Genomic DNA, 16,442 nt, shown 5'->3' with positions numbered 1-16,442 from the left:
GTGCTCTCCGTATCGCTGGACACGCTGCGTGTCTTCCTCCACGTGCTGGCCGCCACCGTCTGGGTCGGCGGCCAGCTGACCCTCGCCTTCCTCGTCCCGGCGCTGCGCGCGACCGGCGAGGGGGTGACCAAGGCCGCCGCCCGCGCGTTCGACCGGGTGGCCTGGCCCGCCTACGCGATCCTGCTCGCCACCGGCGTGTGGAACCTGCTGGACGGGATCGGCGACGACCCCGCCTACCGGCGCACCCTGGAGGTGAAGGTGGCCGTCGTGGTCGTCTCCGGCGTCGCCGCCTTCCTGCACGCCCGCGCGAAGACGCGGGGCGCCCTGGCGGCGTTCGGCGCGCTCAGCGGCCTGTCCGCGCTGGCGGCGCTGTTCCTCGGTGTGATGCTGGGCTGAGCCGTCCCGAACCGAGCCGTCCCGGGCTGAGCCGTTCCGGGCGGGCGGCGCCGCGGATGGCCGGCCCGCACACCGCGGCACCGCTCTTTCCGCGCCCGGTACGGCCCCGCCATTGATATGCAAGCAGTGACTTGCCTATACTCGGGGCCGTGGGCGACATCTTCAAGGCCCTGGCCGATCCCACGCGCAGGAAGATCCTCGACGAGCTGGCCGAGCGGAACGGGCAGACCCTGTTCGAGATCTGCGCGCGGCTGGCCGCCAGGCACCGGCTCGCCTCGTCGCGTCAGGCGATCTCGCAGCACCTCGACGTGCTCGAGGCCGCGGGCCTGATCGAGACGCGGAGGGAAGGCCGCTACAAGTTCCACCACCTCGACACCCGGCCGCTGCGGCACCTCGCCGACCGGTGGCTCGGCACCGACTCCCAGGAGGACCCATGAGAATCAACCTGGCCAGCGTCTTCGTCGACGACCAGGACACCGCCCTGCGCTTCTACACCGAGGTGCTCGGCTTCGTGAAGAAGACCGAGGTCCCGCTCGGCGAGCACCGTTGGCTGACCGTGGTCTCCCCCGAGGCCCCGGACGGCGTGGAGCTGCTGCTCGAACCCAGTGAGCACCCCGCCGTCCGGCCGTTCAAGGAGGCGCTCGTCGCCGACGGCATCCCCTTCACCTCGTTCGCCGTGGACGACGTGCACAAGGAGTTCGACCGGCTCCGGGGGCTCGGCGTGCGGTTCACTCAGGAGCCCGTGGAGATGGGGCCGGTGACCACGGCCGTGTTCGACGACACCTGCGGCAACCTGATCCAGATCGCCTCCCAGGGGTGACGGCCGGCGGGTGAGGGCGGAGCCCGTCCGGCGGACGGCGGACGGCGGACGGCGGACGGCGGACGGCGGACGGCGGACGGCGGACGAACCGAAGGAAGCAGCGGAGAGCCCGTCCGCCGCCGGGGGATCCCGAGGGGCCGCGGTTTCCGTCGCACCCGTCTGCTTGGATTCCGGCATGGCTGAACGCAAGGGCGGCGTGCCCGCGCCCGAGACCCGCACCACCGTCCGATCCGCGGACTGGGACAGCGAGGACCTGTCGGGCCAGATCCACGAACAGGTCGCCTTCATCGACGTGGACATGACCGAGGCCACCAGCCAGGGGGCCGTCTTCTCCGAGTGCTCCTTCCGCGACGTGCGCTTCAACGCCTCCGTCCACACCGAGACGGCCTTTCTGAACTGCACCTTCACCCGGTGCACGTTCTTCGACGCCACCTTCACCGCGTGCAAGTTCGTGGGCAGCGTGTTCAGCGACTGCACCTTCGACCTGCTGAAGGTCACCGGAGGGGACTGGTCGTTCGCCGGGCTCCCGGGCGCGGCCCTCGGCGGCGTCTCCTTCACCGACGTGCGGATGCGCGAGGCCGACCTGACCGGCGCGCGGTGCGAGGGCGCCGCGCTCCAGCGGGTCGACCTGTCCGGCGCCTGGCTGCACAGTGCCGACCTGTCCCGCTGCGACCTGCGCGGGAGCGACCTGTCGTCGGTGGACCCGCTCACCGTCAAGCTGAAGGACGCGGTGATCGACGTCCGCCAGGCGGTCACGATCGCCGGCCTGCTCGGCCTGGAGGTCCGCTCCGACTGACCCCGCGGCTCCGGACCTGCGGGCGTCCCCGGCAGGGGCCGCCCGGACCGGGACGAACGCCTCCCGGCGGGCCGGAAGGGCGTCACCCGCCCGGCGGAGGAAGCCGTTCCCGGTGTCCGGCGGGAAGCCGTTCCCGGTGTCGGGAGCGGAAGGGCTCGGCCGTACGCTCTGAGACATGCGCAACACCCGATACGCACGGTCCGCAATGGTCTGCACGGTCGATCACCTGGCGTCGGGGGCCGGGATCGCGATGCTGGAGCGGGGAGGGTCGGCGGCCGACGCGGCCGTCGCGGCGAACGCCGTGCTGGCGGTCACCGCGCCGCACATGTGCGGGCTGGGCGGAGACCTGTTCGCGCTCGTGCACGACGGGTCCCCGGTCCCCGCGGCGCTCAACGCCTCCGGGCGGGCCGGATCGGGCGCCGATCCCGAGCGCCTGCGCGCCGAGGGGCACGAGCGCATGCCGTTCCACCACGACGTCCGGTCCGCTCCGGTGCCCGGCTGCGCGGACGGCTGGCTGGCCCTGCACGGCCGGTACGGCAGGCTGCCGCTGGCAGAGGTGCTCGCCCCCGCGATCGGGTACGCCGAGGGCGGCTTCCCCGCCTCGCCGCTGCTGGTGCCCGGCCTGGTGACGGTCGGCCCGCTCTGCGAGGACTTCGCCTCGGCCCGCTCGGCCGGCGACCTCGTCCGGCGGCCGGGGGTGGCTCGGGCGCTGAAGGCGCTGACCGGCGGCCGGGACGGGTTCTACCTCGGCGAGTTCGGTGAGGGGCTGCTCGCCCTCGGCGCCGGGGAGTACACCGAGGACGACCTCGCCGGCCGGGCGCGGAGTGGGTCGAGCCGCTGCGCACGCGCGTCTTCGGCCACGACGTGTGGACGATGCCGCCCAACTCGCAGGGCTATCTGCTGCTGCTCGCGCTCGCCGTCGCCGAGGGCCTCGACCTGCCCGCCGATCCCACCGACCCGCTCTGGGCGCACCTGCTCGTCGAGGCCTCCCGGGTCGCCGGGCACGACCGGCCGGAGCTGCTGTTCGACGGCGCCCGCGTCGACGCGTCCTGGCGTCGGCCGCCGAACGCCGGGCGATGGTCCGCCGGGACCGGCGGGCCGAGCTGCGCGGCCTGGCCGCGCCCGGCGACACCACCTACCTGTGCGCGGTGGACGGCGACGGCATGGGCGTCTCGCTGATCCAGTCCAACGCCGCCGGGTTCGGCAGCCTGCTCTTCGAGCCCCGGACCGGCATCAACCTGCACAACCGGGGCATCGGCTTCTCCCTCGTCCCGGGCCATCCCGCCGAGTACGGTCCCGGACGGCGCCCCCCGCACACGCTGCTCCCGGCGCTGGTCACCCGGCCCGACGGGTCGCTGCGCTCGGTCGGCGGCACCATGGGCGGCGACGGGCAGCCGCAGATCATGCTCCAGCTCCTGACCCGTCTGCTCCTGCACGGCAGGGAGCCCGGCGAGGCCGTGGCCGCCCCGCGCTGGCGGCTGGGCACCGGCGGCACCGGCTTCGACACTTGGAACGCCCCCGACGAGGTCGTGGTCGAGGTGGAGGAGGGCGGCCCGTGGGGCGAGGGCCTGGCGCGGCGCGGGCACCCGGTCGCGGCGCTGCCGTACGGCTCGGCGTTCGGCCACGCCCACCTGATCGACGTGCTGCCCTCCGGGGTGCTGGCGGGGGCGGCCGATCCGCGCTCCGTCATCGGAGCCGCCGCCGGTCTCTGACCGCGGCGCCGGGAGTAGGAGACGACCTGCGGTTCTTACCCCTTTTAGGGGGTAGTGCCCCGGTATGAGCCAATCACCCCCGGACCGTTTCGGGATGAGCGACGAACAGGCGCTCGAAGTCGAGCAGGCGACCAGCGACCTGGGCCTCAACCACCGGATCGTCGAGGACGACCCCCGGCACCGCGACAGCCTGGACGAGCGTCTCCGGCGCGAGCCCCGGACCATCCGCGGACACCGCGCGACCGGAGCCGGCTGGTCGCGCCCGACGAGGGAGCCGGGCCGCACGAGGTCGCCCAGGCGTACGCCACCGACGTCGGCCGCGACGGCGGCGACCTGTCGGCCGAGGAGCGCGCGATCCGCATCGAGCCGTACCGCTGAGCCGGTCCCGGTGCTCCGTGCGCCCGGGTGCGGCCCAGGCACGGCCTCGGGTCCGGCGTCCCGGCCCTGCCATGCCCGTCAGCGCGGCGGGTCCGCGGCCATGGCCGCCACCAGGTCGGCGAAGCCGTCGACTACGTGGTCGGCCTCGGCCGCCTCCGGGCGGGCGGCGTGCAGGTGGCCCCAGGGACCGCGGCGGATCAGCGCGGTGCGCATGCCCGCCCTCCGCGCCGGACGGACGTCGTTGTCGATCCGGTCGCCCACGTAGAGGATCTCCGCGGGCTCCCGGCCGGAGACCGCGACGACCTCGGCGAAGAACGCGGGATCGGGCTTGGACACCCCCCAGCCGTCGGAGGTGTGCACGGCGTCCACCGGCAGGTCCATCGCGATCAGCGCGTCGTAGGCCTGCGGCGGCTGATTCCCCGCGATGATCAGCTCGTAGCCGAGATCGCGCAGTGCGGCCAGGCCGGGCCGTACGTCCGGATAGAGGTCGGCCGCGTCGAAGTTCACCCGGAGCCCGGCGGGGTCCTCCCGCTTCCAGGCCTCCTGCTCGGCCTCCAGGTCGAAACCGGGCCGCAGCAGTTCGAAGGCCTCGGTGAAGGAGCGATCGAGGGCCGCCATGCCGCCCAGCACGCCGAGCATGGTGAACCGGGTGACGCCGAGCCGGTCCGCCCAGCGCGACCAGATCCGCGTCTCGTCGATCAGCGTCTCCCCGACGTCGAACACCAGCGTCCGGATCACGGCGCCCTTCCCTTCGGTGGCCCTTCGATGGCCCTTCGGACGGGCCCACCGCATCCTAATGAGGACGGCCCGGCCCCGGTCCGGGGGGTGGCGGCCGCGGCGGAACCCGCCGGTCACCCGGTCACCCGGGTACCCGGGCACCCGGGTGCCCGGTCACCCGGGTGACCGGCGCGTTTAAAGTCGTTCATCCGGCTCCTGGGGATATCCGTGGGATTCAAAGGAAAGTCTTCACCGAAAGGTGAATGAGAGACTTGAATGCATGACTGTCGGCAACAGCGGTAACGCGTCAGACCTGACCTCTCACCTCGCCGCGGACAGCCACGACCTCATCCAGGTCCGTGGCGCCCGGGAGAACAATCTCACCGGCGTCTCCCTCGACATCCCCAAGCGGCGGCTCACCGTCTTCACCGGGGTCTCCGGCTCCGGCAAGTCCTCCCTCGTCTTCGACACCATCGCCGCCGAGTCCCGGCGGCTGATCAACGAGACCTACACGGCGTTCATCCAGGGCTTCATGCCGAGCCTCAACCGGCCCGACGTGGACGCGCTGCGCAACCTGAGCGCGGCGATCATCGTCGACCAGGAGCGGATGGGCGCCAACGCCCGCTCGACCGTGGGCACCGCCACCGACACCTACACGATGCTGCGGATCGTGTTCAGCCGGATCGGCGTCCCGCACGTCGGCCCGGCCTACGCCTTCAGCTTCAACACCCCGCAGGGCATGTGCCCGGCCTGCGAGGGGCTCGGCATGATCACCGACATCGACGTCGACGAGCTGGTCGACCGCGACCTGTCGCTCAACGAGGGCGCGATCAGGGCGCCCGGCTACGGCGTCGACACCTGGCCCTGGCAGATCATCGTGGCGTACGGGTTCGACCCGGACGTCAAGCTGCGCGACTACACGCCGGCCCAGTGGGAGGACTTCCTGCACAAGCCACCGATCAAGGTCAAGCTCGGCGCCAACAACTTCACCTACGAAGGACTGGTCCCCAAGATCCGCCGGCAGTACCTGGGCAAGGACCGCGAGTCGATGAAGGGCCAGGCGCGGGCGTTCGCCGACCGGACGGTCAAGCTCGTCCACTGCACCGACTGCGACGGCACACGCCTGAACGAGGCGGCGCGCTCGGCGAAGGTCGAAGGGCTCAGCATCGCCGACTGCTCGGCGATGCAGATCAGCGACCTGGCCGAGTTCGTCCGGAAGATCGGCGACCCCGCCATCAAGCCGGTCCTGGAGGGCCTGCGGTCGACGCTGGACTCGCTGGTGGAGATCGGCCTGGGCTACCTGAGCCTGGACCGGGAGTCCGGCACGCTCTCCGGCGGCGAGGCCCAGCGGGTGAAGATGGTCCGGCACCTCAACTCGAGCCTGACCGATGTCACCTACGTCTTCGACGAGCCCACCGCCGGGCTGCACCCGCACGACATCCAGCGGATGAACGGCCTGCTGCTCCAGCTGCGCGACAAGGGCAACACCGTGCTCGTCGTGGAGCACAAACCGGAGATGATCGCCATCGCCGACCACGTGGTCGACCTCGGCCCCGGCGCCGCGCGCGGGCGGCCGCCTCTGCTACGCCGGCGACCTGGCGGGACTGCGCGCGTCCGGCACCCTGACCGGCCGCTACCTCGACCACCGGGTCGGGCTGCGCGAGACCTTCCGCCGACCTGCCGGGCACCTGCAGATCAGGGGCGCCACCCTGCACAACCTGCGCGACGTCGACGTCGACGTCCCGCTCGGCGTGCTGACCGTGGTCACCGGCGTCGCCGGGTCCGGCAAGAGCTCGCTCATCCACGGCTACGTCTCCGGCCGGGAGGGCGTGGTGGTGGCCGACCAGTCGCCGATCCGCGGCTCGCGCCGGAGCAACCCGGCGACCTACACCGGCCTGCTCGACCCGATCCGCACGGCCTTCGCCAAGGCCAACAACGTCAAGCCGGCCCTGTTCAGCGCGAACTCCGAGGGCGCCTGCCCGGCCTGCAAGGGCATCGGCCTCATCTACACCGACCTGGCGATGATGGCCGGGGTGGCGACGGTGTGCGAGGAGTGCGAGGGCAGGCGGTTCACCTCCGAGGTGCTGTCGTACACCCTGCGCGGCAAGAACATCAGCGAGGTGCTGGAGATGCCGGTCGCCGAGGCGGCCGAGTTCTTCACCACCGGCCCCGCGCGGGTCATCCTCGACCGCCTGTCGGCGGTGGGCCTGGGCTATCTGGGTCTGGGCCAGCCGCTCACCACCCTGTCCGGAGGCGAGCGGCAGCGCCTGAAGCTGGCCGTCAACATGGCCAGGAACGGCACCACGTACGTCCTGGACGAGCCGACGACCGGCCTGCACCTGGCCGACGTCGACCACCTGCTGGGCCTGCTGGACCGGCTGGTCGACGACGGCAACACGGTCATCGTCATCGAGCACCACCAGGCGGTGATGGCGCACGCCGACTGGGTCATCGACATCGGTCCGGGCGCCGGTCACGACGGCGGCCAGGTGGTCTTCTCCGGCACCCCCGCCGAACTCGTGAGCACCGGCACGTCGCTGACGGCGGTCCACCTGCGCGAGTACGTCGAGCGGTCGTAGGGACGGTCCCGGCGGCTCCGGGCGCGCGACCGGAGCCGCGTCCGCGCGACCGGAGCCAGGCGGTCGTCCGCGCCTACGGGTCCGGCCCGTCCGGCCCGGCCGGTCGCCGTCGAGGGGGCGGCGGCGACCGGCCGGGCCGATCGACGCTACCCGCTGATCAGCGGCAGCACGGGGAAGGTGTGGCTCCGCCAGATCCGGCGGGAGGGCTCTTCCGGGTAGGCGGTGACGACCGGCCGGGTGTCGAAGCGCTGGACGAGGCGTCGACCGGTGTCGTACGCGGGCCAGCCGGGGTCACCGTGGGCGGCGAACGAAGCCCACGCCGCGCGCATCCGGGCGGACAGGGCCTCCGCCTCGGGGAAAGGTGCCTCACCGATCAGCATGGCAGGCCGGCCGCGGTCCAGGTTGCCGAAGACGAGTGGTACGTCGAGGCCGTGGCAGGCGCCGAAGACGCCGCCCATCCCCGGGGCCGACCAGTCCAGCTCGTAGACGTGCGTACGGCCGCCGGCAGCCGTCTGGGCCTCGGCGAGGTGGAGCGACGGCATACGGAACAGCCAGTCGGAATGGACCAGTTCGTACAGCTCCTCCGGGCCCGCCGCAGGGAAGGCCTCGCGGTAGCGGCGCGCGCCGTCCGGACCGGGCGCGAAGAGGTGGAGGGCGTTCGCCGCCTGCTCCTCGCTCACCTCGCCGAGCAGACCGCTGATGGCGGTGAACAGGCGCTGCTCGTCGCGGGTGTGGCCGACGAGCAGTTCGAGGTCGCGGCCGGCGCCGTCGTCCAGCGCCCGCCAGGGTGTGACGGCCAGGACCTCGCCGTCGACCACGGGCGAGAAGGGGATCGTTCTGTGCGCGGGCAGCCCCCAGCGTTGCGCCCACTGGTCCATCTTGGCGCCGACCGCGTCAGCGGCGGCGGACAGCCGGCGGGGAGCGGCACCGGACAGGTCGGCCACCGTGGGCCGCGACCCCAGCTCGGCGGCGCACGCGGCGGCGATGTCCGCGGCGAGCTCCGGCGAGAAGAACGTGCCCTGCGCACTCTGCACGACGGCCCGGCGAAAAAGCCCGGCCGCACGGTCCATCGCCAGCAGTGCGGCGACCGATCCTCCGCCCGCCGACTGGCCGAAAACCGTGACCCGGTCGGGATCACCGCCGAAGGCCCGGATGTTGTCGCGCACCCACTCGAGAGCGGCGACCTGATCGAGCAGACCGCGGTTGGCGGGAGCCCCCTCGAGCTGCGCGAAGCCCTCGATGCCTACGCGGTAGTTGAACGTCACCACGACGACGCCGCCGTCCCGCGCGAGCCGGCCACCGTCGTACTCGGGGAGGCCGGACATGCCGATCCCGTAGGCGCCGCCGTGGATCCACACCATCACCGGCAGTCCCGCGCGCGGGCCGGGTTCGGGCGACCAGACGTTGAGCGTCAGCCAGTCGTCACCCGCCACGTCCTGCGACAGCGCGTTCATACCGAAATGCCCGCCTTGCGGGGGCGGCGGGCCGTACGAGAGGGCCTCCCGCACCCCGCTCCAGCCTCGAACCGGTCGCGGCGGGGCGAAGCGCAGGTCGCCGACCGGAGGTTCGGCGAACGGGATGCCGCGGAAGACCGCCACACCTTCTTCCCAGCCGCCGCGCAACCTCCCTGCCGCCGCCTGGACCTCGGCCCGGGACCCGGAAGGCGCCCCGGAAGGCGCCCCGGAAGGCATGGACTCGGCGGCGGTCATCGCACCTTCCTCTCGATCAGGAGGAGAGGGCTCACGGAGGTCCCCGCCCCTGCAGATCATCCATCGCGGCCGGATGCCGCGCCAGCGATTTATGGACGACCGGGATCGGTTCGTCCTGAAATCACCGGTCAGGACGCGCCGGTTCTCCAGAGCGGCGAAGCCGGGTCCGGCGGGGGTACCCCGGTGCTCGGCTAACGCTGGAAGGACACCCCCAGGTCGATGCCCTCCATCGCCTTGCGGATGCGCTTGTCGGAGATGGAGTACGGCGTGCCGAGGGCCTGCGCGAAGTAGCTGACCCGCAACTCCTCGATCATCCAGCGGATCCTGCGGACCTCCTCGTCCCCGCGGCGCGCGGGCGGGAGCTTCTCCACCAGGTCGTGGTAGTCGTCCTCGACGTCGTGGACCTGGTGCATCCGCTGCTCGTCGCGGTACGGATCCTCGGGGAGCTTGTCCAGGCGCCGCTCCGCCGCCTTCAGGTAGCGGAGCAGGTCGGGCAGCCGGCCGTACCCGGTGTCGGTGACGAAGCCGGGGTAGACCAGGTTCGCCACCTGGTCGCGGACGTCCTCCACCGCCGGGGTGGAGCGGGCCTCGGCCAGGCGGCCGGAGACGGCGTGCCAGACCGCCAGGATGCCCTCCACCCGGGAGACCACCTCGGCGGTGGTGTCGAACAGGTCGGCCCTGACCTTGTCGCGCAGGGCGGCGAACGCCGCCTCGTCCCAGACCGGCCCGCCGTGCTCGGCCATCAGCTTGTCGGCGGCGCAGGCGATGCAGTCGTCGAACAGCGCGGTGGCGCCGGCGTGCGGGCTGCGGCTCAGCGTCAGCTTGGCCTGGTTTCCCAGGCGGCCGAGGACCCACTTGGCCGGGGAGGGGATGCCGAGCAGCAGCAGCCGCCGGGTGCCCTCCCACATGGCGCGGCGCTGCTCCGCCTCGGTCTCGAACATGCGCACGGCCACGCTGGAGCCCTCGTCGGCCAGCGCCGGGTAGGCCTTCATCCTGCGCTGCTCGAAGGTCTTCGGCAGCTCGCCGAGGCTCCAGTCGGTCAGGCCCGTGCGCTCCATGCCCGCGGCTTTGGAGAGGGTCTGGCGGAGCTTGGGGGCCAGTCTCCGCTTGAGCTCGGCCAGGTCCTTGCTCTCGGCGAGCTTGTGCTTGCGGCCGTCGAGCACCCGGAAGGTGATCTTCAGGTGGTCGGGGACCTGGTCGAGCTGCCAGGCCTCGCGCGGGACCTGGATGCCGGTGAGCCGGAGCAGCTCCCGCTCCAGCACGGCCAGCAGGGGCTCCTGGGTGGGCTCGGCCCGCTGCAGGACCTGCTTGGCGTAGTTGGGGGCGGGGACGAAGTTGCGCCGGATGTTCTTCGGCAGGGAGCGGATCAGCGCGGTGAGGAGCTCCTCGCGCAGGCCGGGGATCTGCCAGTCGAAGCCCTCGACGTTGACCTGGTTGAGCAGCGAGAGCGGGATGTGCGCGGTGACGCCGTCGGCGTCGGCGCCGGGCTCGAACTGGTACGTCAGCGGGAAGCGCAGGCCGCCCTGGCGCCAGACGTCGGGGTAGTCGCGCTGGCTGACGTCCCCGGCGGTCTCGCTGATCAGCATCGACTTCTCGAAGTTGAGCAGGTCGGGGTCGGCCTGCCTGGCCTTCTTCCACCAGGAGTCGAAGTGCCGGCCGGAGACGACCTCCTGCCCGACCCGCTGGTCGTAGAAGTCGAAGAGGGTCTCGTCGTCGACCAGGATGTCGCGGCGGCGGGCCCGCTCCTCCAGTTCGCCGACCTCCTCCAGCAGCCTGCGGTTGGCGGCGAAGAAGGCGTGGTGGGTCTCCCAGTCGCCCTCGACCAGGGCGTGCCGGATGAACAGCTCGCGGCTCAGCTCGGGGTCGATGCGGCCGTAGTTGACCTTGCGCTGGGCCACGATCGGCACGCCGTACAGGGTGACCTTCTCGTAGGCGATGACGGCGGCCTGCTTCTTCTCCCAGTGCGGCTCGGAGTAGGTGCGCTTGATCAGGTGCTGGGCCAGCGGCTCGACCCACTCGGGCTCGATCTTGGCGTTGACCCGGGCCCAGAGCCGGGAGGTCTCCACCAGCTCGGCGGACATCACCCAGAGCGGCTGCTTCTTGGCCAGCGCGGAGCCGGGGAAGATGGCGAAGCGGGCGTTGCGCGCGCCGATGTATTCGGTCATGGGACGGCGCTGGCCCTCTTGCGGGCCCTTCTTGTCGATGTCCTTGACGCCGACGTGGGAGAGCAGGCCGGACAGCAGCGAGACGTGGATCTTCTGCTCGTCGCCGGGGGAGCTGTTCAGCGTGACGCCGAGGGACTTCGACATCTGGCGGAGCTGGCTGTAGACGTCCTGCCACTCGCGGACCCGCAGGTAGTTGAGGAACTCGGCCCGGCACAGCCGCCGGAACGCGCTGGAGGACAGCTCCTGCTGCCTGTCCTGCAGGTGGTTCCAGAGGTTCAGGTAGGAGACGAAGTCCGATTCCTTGTCGGCGAAGCGGCGGTGCATCTCGTCGGCGGCCTGCTGCTTGTCCGCCGGGCGCTCGCGCGGGTCCTGGATGGACAGCGCCGCGGCGATGACCATGACCTCGCGGGCGCAGCCGTTGTGGTCGGCCTCCAGCACCATCCGGGCCAGCCGCGGGTCCACCGGGAGCCCGGCGAGCTTGCGGCCGAGCGGGGTGATCCGCTTGGCCGCGTCGAACGCGCCGAGCTCCACCAGCAGGTCGAAGCCGTCCTTGACCTGGCGCTGGTCCGGCGGCTCGACGAACGGGAAGGCCGCGATGTCGCCCAGGCCGATCGAGGTCATCTGCAGGATGACCGAGGCGAGGTTGGTCCGCAGGATCTCCGGGTCGGTGAACTCCGGGCGGGCCAGGAAGTCCTCCTCCTCGTACAGCCGGATGCAGACGCCCTCGGAGACGCGGCCGCAGCGGCCTTTGCGCTGGTTGGCCGAGGCCTGGGAGATCGCCTCGATGGGCAGGCGCTGGACCTTGGTCCGGTGGCTGTAGCGGGAGATGCGGGCGAAGCCGGTGTCCACGACGTACTTGATGCCGGGGACGGTCAGCGAGGTCTCGGCCACGTTGGTGGCCAGCACCACCCGGCGGCCGGTGTGCCTGGCGAACACCTTGTGCTGCTCGGCCGCCGAGAGCCGGGCGTACAGCGGCAGGACCTCGATGTCCTTGCGTTTGGACAGGGCGTCGGCGGTGTCGCGGATCTCCCGCTCGCCGCTGAGGAAGACCAGGACGTCGCCGGGGCCCTCCCGGCAGAGCTCGTCCACCGCGTCGCCGATCGCCTGGATCTGGTCGTCGTCCTCGCCCACCGGGCGGTAGCGGACCTCGACCGGGTAGGTCCGGCCGGAGACCTCCACGATCGGCGCGTCGCCGAAGTGCCGGGAGAAGCGCTCGGGGTCGATGGTCGCCGAGGTGATGATCACCTTCAGGTCGGGACGCCTGGGCAGGAGCTGCTTGAGGTAGCCCAGGATGAAGTCGATGTTGAGGCTGCGCTCGTGCGCCTCGTCGATGATCAGCGTGTCGTACTGGGCCAGGTCGCGGTCGCCCTGCAGCTCCGCCAGGAGGATGCCGTCCGTCATCACCTTGACGAGCGTGCCCTCGCCCACCTGGTCGGTGAAGCGCACCTTGTAGCCCACCGCCTCGCCGAGGGAGCCGCCGAGCTCCTCGGCGACGCGCTCGGCCACGGTCCTGGCCGCGATCCGGCGGGGCTGGGTGTGCCCGATCAGGCCCTTGACGCCCCGGCCCAGCTCCAGGCAGATCTTCGGCAGCTGGGTGGTCTTGCCCGACCCCGTCTCACCGGCGACGATCACCACCTGGTGGTCGCGGATCGCCTCCAGGATGTCGTCCCTGCGGCGGCTGACCGGCAGCGCCTCCGGATAGGTCACCGCGGGCACGCCGGCCCGCCGCTCGGCGATCCGCCGCTCGGCCCGCTCGATGTCGGCGCCGATCTCCGCGGCGATCTTCTGCTGTGCGGCGCGGTTGCGCACCCGGCGGGCACCGTCGAGCCGCCGGCCCAGCCGCCGCTGGTCGCGGAGCGTCAGCTCGGGCAGGCGCGCGTGGAGGTCGGCGAGCGGCGAGGTCAAAGGAGGCGTTCCCATACTGCAGATCAGGATACTTTCAGCCCGTACGTCAGGAGCCAACCGCCTATGGTGCCTGGCCTGTTCCCCAGGCGCATCCCAATATCCGCGGCCACCGTACCGGAGGGGGCGGGGTCCGGGGCGGTTCAGGCGGTGCGGGCCGCTCCGGGGGCCGGAGCACCGGACGGGCTCCGGAGACGCGGACGGCCCCGCAGCCTCTCGTGGAGGCGGCGGGGCCGCGTTCCGGTACCGGTGAGGGCCGGTCCCGGGAGGGCCCCGTCTCGCGGCGGGGCCCCGGCTCAGGTGACTACTGGATGGGCGGGTAGGCGTTCTGCAGCAGCTGGCGGAACTGGGCGGAGAACCAGTGGCCGGAGACCGGGGCGTCCGGCAGCGCGCCGCTCATGTTGTGCTGGTTGCGCTCGTTGCCCTCGTAGGTCGGGTCGCACATCCGGTCGAAGCCCTTGCCCTCGTTGTTCGGGATCTCCTTGCTGGAGCCGTCGGACTCACCCGGGGGCTTGATCCAGACGTAGGCGTCGATACCGGCGGCGGGGTTGGCCTGCGGCCGCTCACCGAGGCCGGCGCCGCTCTGGTTGCACCAGTTGCCGGCGTGGATCCGGCGGTCGACGCGGGACTCGTTGACGAAGGTGTCCACGTTGGTGGAGGTGCTGGCCTTGGTCGGGCGGGCGGAGCCGCCCCAGCCGTTGCGGGAGGTGTCGATGACCATTCCGATGTCGGACTTGAAGCCCCTGCGGACGAGCTCCTGCCGGAAGGCCTGGGCGAAGGACAGCTCGTCGGCGTAGAAGTTCCAGTCGAGCCACTTGGACTGACGGACCGTCTGGCCGTTGACGTTGGTGCTGGCGGAGAAGAACGGCTCCTTCAGCGCGGAGTAGTTGGCGGTGTTGGTGATGAAGCCGTCGACGCTCTCGAAGCCCTTGGCGGTCCCGGCGACGGTGGTGGCGAACAGCTCGGCGGAGGGGCCGAAGTTCGTGTCCCAGCCCAGCCAGCCGTGGTGGCCGGCGTCGACGTAGGTGTAGACGTTCGGGATGGCGTGCAGCTTGTCCAGGGCGTAGCGGACGCCGTTGACGTAGGCGCCGCTGTCCTTGGCCTCCTGGCACTTGGCCACGTTGAGGTTGGTGATCAGGTTCGGCAGCGAGTCGATCTCGATGACGGTCACGATCCGCAGCGCGGCGTACTTCGGATCGTCCATGATGTCGGCGATCGGGTCGATGTACTCGGTCTTGTAGCGGTTGAGGCCGTTCTCGGCGATCTTCAGCTCACCGTTGGACGCCAGGGCCGAGCAGTCGCGGTTGGGCAGGTTGTAGATGACGAACTGGATCGTCAGCGGCTTGCTGCCGTTGGCGGCGTCCTGCTTGAGGGCCTCCTCCAGGTGGGCGCGGAGGCCCTTGGCGGAGGAGCTGCCCTCGATGGCCGCGATGCGGTCCATCCACACGCCGGTCGAGATGTCCGCCACGGCGTCGCCGCCCGGCTCGGCGGCGGCCTTGGCCGACCAGTCCGGGTTCACGTAACCGGTGGCGCCCTCATAGGGGTTGTCGACGTGCTCGCCGACCGGCGGCGTGTCGCCGTCGTTGTCCTCCTCGGTCGCGGTGACCGAGGCACCGGTGTGGCCGGTGGCGGCGGCCGCGATGGTGGCGGTGCCGTTCGCCTCGTCGGAGTCCTCGGCCGCGGAGACCGTCACGTTCTGCGCCGTGTTCCAGTTGGCGCCGGTGAAGGTCAGCGTGGAGGGCGCGATGGTGACGTCGGAGTCACCGGTCTTGGTCAGGTTGACCGTGACGTTGCCGGATGGCGCCTGGCTGAGCTTGAACCCGACGGTCTTGCTGCCGCCCTCGGGGACGCTCACCGAGGTGGCGGAGGCGACGATCGACGGGGTGCCGGTGTCGCCGCCCACGGTGAACGGGACCGCGGCGCTCTCCTTGCTCAGGACCGGGGAGCCGTTGTCGTAGGCCACCGCCTTGGCGGTGTGGGACCCGGCGGCCAGCCCGGTGGCGGAGTAGGAGTAGGGGGCGCTGGTGTCGCTGTTGACCAGCGCGCCGTCGACGTAGAACTCGACCTTGCTGACCGCGCCGTCGTCGGACGCCGTCGCGGCGAGCGGCACGGCCGCGCCGGCGGCGTGCGAGGAGCCGCTCGCCGGGCTGGTCAGGCTGACGGTCGGGGCCTGGTTGCCGGGCACGCCGCCGCAGGCGGTCCCGTTGACCGTGAAGTCGGTCGGCTTGGGGTTGGAACCGCTCCACGAGCCGTTGAAGCCGATGCTGGTGGAGGCGCCGGTGGCGAGCTTGCCGTTCCAGTCCAGGTTCTTCGCGGTGACCTTGGTCCCGTCCTGGGCCCAGGTGGCCGACCACCCCTGCACGAGTTTCTGACCGCCGGTGAAGCTGAAGCCGAGGGTCCAGCCGTCCAGGGCGTCACCGAGGTTCTTCAGGTTCACGCTGGCGGTGAAACCGCCCTGCCAGTCGTTGGACGTGTAGGTGACGTCGCAGGCGACGGCCGCGTGGGCCGTCGCCGCCTGGCCGGTGGCCAGGCCGGCGGCTGCGACCAGCAGTGCCGCCGTCGTCGCAGCCCGGTTCCGCCAGGCGTGGCGGCGCGGATGATCTCTCATGAGTGTCATCTCCAGACGAGGGGTGGAGCGCTCCCATAGTCCGGATGTTTCCTGGATGTGTACAGCATGTCGCGCGCCGGAGGCGGTCCGGCGGGGACCTTCCCTCGGTTGACCTCAGCGAATGCCGTTCGGGTTCGATGAAAGTTTCAGCTCCGGGCCGCCTGCGCCCGTCCCGGACGGGCGGTCACCCCACTGCGGGGGCGGCCCGGGAGGCTCCGGGACGCGCGGGCCGTACCCCGGGCGGGACGGCCGCCGGGGCGGGAAGTCCGCCAGCCGGTACCACCCCGCGAAATCCCCGTGGACGACGAGGTCCCCGGCCCGGCGGGGGCTCCCGCCGTGGCCCACGAGCCTGATCGACGGGTACGGCGTCCCGCCCCGCCCCCTTCCTCCGCGAGCGGTGACCGGCTTCCGGCTCCACCGGGCGGAGGTCACCCCGAAGACCACCACGGTGCCGTCCTGCCGGGTCACCGCCACCGTGTCGTTCCGCCTGACCGCGGGCAGCCGGGCGAACACCGCGGGCCCGCCCCCGCCGCCGAGGTATCCGGAGACGACCGCCCGCCCGGGCTCCCCCGGTGCGGGTTCCCCGCGCTCCCAGCGGCCGGTCCGGCCCGCCAGAGGGGCGGCGCGCCGGGCGGACCGTCCGGCAGCAGGCCGCTCTCG

The 16,442-nt window shown here is 72.0% G+C and carries 13 protein-coding genes and 2 pseudogenes; 9 read left to right on the top strand and 6 right to left on the bottom strand.

The window, feature by feature from the left end; genetic code table 11:
• The 7 genes and pseudogenes from ACWJ6R_RS06525 to ACWJ6R_RS06495 all read left to right on the top strand — a co-directional run bounded on the left by ACWJ6R_RS06525 (window position 1) and on the right by ACWJ6R_RS06495 (window position 3,724).
• A complete protein-coding gene (locus tag ACWJ6R_RS06525; protein WP_449061321.1) occupies window positions 1-396 on the top strand; it encodes a hypothetical protein in 396 nt (131 codons plus the stop codon).
• Window positions 397-545: 149 nt separating this feature from the next.
• On the top strand, window positions 546-833 hold the full coding sequence (locus ACWJ6R_RS06520) for an ArsR/SmtB family transcription factor (protein ID WP_449061320.1): 288 nt from the start codon (window positions 546-548) through the stop codon (window positions 831-833).
• A complete protein-coding gene (locus ACWJ6R_RS06515) occupies window positions 830-1,216 on the top strand; it encodes a VOC family protein (RefSeq protein WP_449061319.1) in 387 nt (128 codons plus the stop codon). The genes ACWJ6R_RS06520 and ACWJ6R_RS06515 overlap by 4 nt, the downstream gene beginning before the upstream one ends.
• A 175-nt stretch (window positions 1,217-1,391) precedes the next feature.
• Window positions 1,392-2,012, top strand: coding sequence for a pentapeptide repeat-containing protein (locus ACWJ6R_RS06510; protein ID WP_449061318.1), 621 nt, complete (start codon window positions 1,392-1,394; stop codon window positions 2,010-2,012).
• 301 nt (window positions 2,013-2,313) lie between these two features.
• Window positions 2,314-2,763, top strand: a pseudogene (locus tag ACWJ6R_RS06505) (gamma-glutamyltransferase); the annotation flags it as partial.
• A gap of 122 nt (window positions 2,764-2,885) precedes the next feature.
• Window positions 2,886-3,191 (top strand): hypothetical protein, encoded by a 306-nt coding sequence (locus ACWJ6R_RS06500; protein WP_449061317.1) that lies wholly within the window; start codon window positions 2,886-2,888, stop codon window positions 3,189-3,191.
• Window positions 3,089-3,724 (top strand): gamma-glutamyltransferase, encoded by a 636-nt coding sequence (locus ACWJ6R_RS06495; protein WP_449061316.1) that lies wholly within the window; start codon window positions 3,089-3,091, stop codon window positions 3,722-3,724. Before ACWJ6R_RS06500 ends, ACWJ6R_RS06495 begins: the two co-directional genes overlap by 103 nt.
• Before the next feature lie 73 nt (window positions 3,725-3,797).
• On the opposite strand, the gene ACWJ6R_RS06490 is transcribed toward ACWJ6R_RS06495, so the two are convergent.
• Entirely contained in the window at window positions 3,798-3,959 is a 162-nt protein-coding gene (locus ACWJ6R_RS06490; RefSeq protein ID WP_449061332.1) for a hypothetical protein, read from the bottom strand.
• 17 nt (window positions 3,960-3,976) lie between these two features.
• Between ACWJ6R_RS06490 and ACWJ6R_RS06485 the strand changes: the two genes are divergently transcribed.
• On the top strand, window positions 3,977-4,102 hold the full coding sequence (locus tag ACWJ6R_RS06485; RefSeq protein WP_449061331.1) for a DUF5709 domain-containing protein: 126 nt from the start codon (window positions 3,977-3,979) through the stop codon (window positions 4,100-4,102).
• Between the two features lie 78 nt (window positions 4,103-4,180).
• On the opposite strand, the gene ACWJ6R_RS06480 is transcribed toward ACWJ6R_RS06485, so the two are convergent.
• Window positions 4,181-4,840, bottom strand: coding sequence for an HAD family hydrolase (locus tag ACWJ6R_RS06480; RefSeq protein ID WP_449061315.1), 660 nt, complete (start codon window positions 4,838-4,840; stop codon window positions 4,181-4,183).
• A gap of 259 nt (window positions 4,841-5,099) precedes the next feature.
• Here ACWJ6R_RS06480 and ACWJ6R_RS06475 point away from each other — a divergent pair.
• Window positions 5,100-7,398 (top strand): annotated as a pseudogene (locus ACWJ6R_RS06475) (ATP-binding cassette domain-containing protein).
• Window positions 7,399-7,544: 146 nt separating this feature from the next.
• On the opposite strand, the gene ACWJ6R_RS06470 reads toward ACWJ6R_RS06475, so the two are convergent.
• The 4 genes from ACWJ6R_RS06470 to ACWJ6R_RS06455 all read right to left on the bottom strand — a co-directional run.
• Entirely contained in the window at window positions 7,545-9,089 is a 1,545-nt protein-coding gene (locus tag ACWJ6R_RS06470; RefSeq protein WP_449061330.1) for a carboxylesterase/lipase family protein, read from the bottom strand.
• A gap of 209 nt (window positions 9,090-9,298) precedes the next feature.
• Window positions 9,299-13,192, bottom strand: a complete 3,894-nt coding sequence (gene hrpA / locus ACWJ6R_RS06465; RefSeq protein ID WP_449061314.1) for an ATP-dependent RNA helicase HrpA — start codon at window positions 13,190-13,192, stop codon at window positions 9,299-9,301.
• Between the two features lie 286 nt (window positions 13,193-13,478).
• Window positions 13,479-15,782 (bottom strand): glycoside hydrolase family 6 protein, encoded by a 2,304-nt coding sequence (locus ACWJ6R_RS06460; RefSeq protein ID WP_449061313.1) that lies wholly within the window; start codon window positions 15,780-15,782, stop codon window positions 13,479-13,481.
• 114 nt (window positions 15,783-15,896) lie between these two features.
• The coding region (locus ACWJ6R_RS06455) for a sortase domain-containing protein (RefSeq protein ID WP_449061312.1) at window positions 15,897-16,442 on the bottom strand (546 nt) is incomplete at its 5' end.

This window comes from Planomonospora algeriensis, from assembly GCF_977012225.1.
Note: the sequence above shows the minus strand (reverse complement) of the source record. Positions and strands in the feature narration are given on the sequence as shown.

Coding starts and splice junctions, on each gene's coding strand:
- ACWJ6R_RS06515 (WP_449061319.1), top strand. CDS start 830: ATGAGAATCAACCTGGCCAGCGTCTTCGTCGACGACCAGGACACCGCC.
- ACWJ6R_RS06510 (WP_449061318.1), top strand. CDS start 1,392: ATGGCTGAACGCAAGGGCGGCGTGCCCGCGCCCGAGACCCGCACCACC.
- ACWJ6R_RS06500 (WP_449061317.1), top strand. CDS start 2,886: ATGCCGCCCAACTCGCAGGGCTATCTGCTGCTGCTCGCGCTCGCCGTC.
- ACWJ6R_RS06495 (WP_449061316.1), top strand. CDS start 3,089: ATGGTCCGCCGGGACCGGCGGGCCGAGCTGCGCGGCCTGGCCGCGCCC.
- ACWJ6R_RS06470 (WP_449061330.1), bottom strand. CDS start 9,089: ATGCCTTCCGGGGCGCCTTCCGGGGCGCCTTCCGGGTCCCGGGCCGAG.
- hrpA (WP_449061314.1), bottom strand. CDS start 13,192: ATGGGAACGCCTCCTTTGACCTCGCCGCTCGCCGACCTCCACGCGCGC.
- ACWJ6R_RS06460 (WP_449061313.1), bottom strand. CDS start 15,782: ATGAGAGATCATCCGCGCCGCCACGCCTGGCGGAACCGGGCTGCGACG.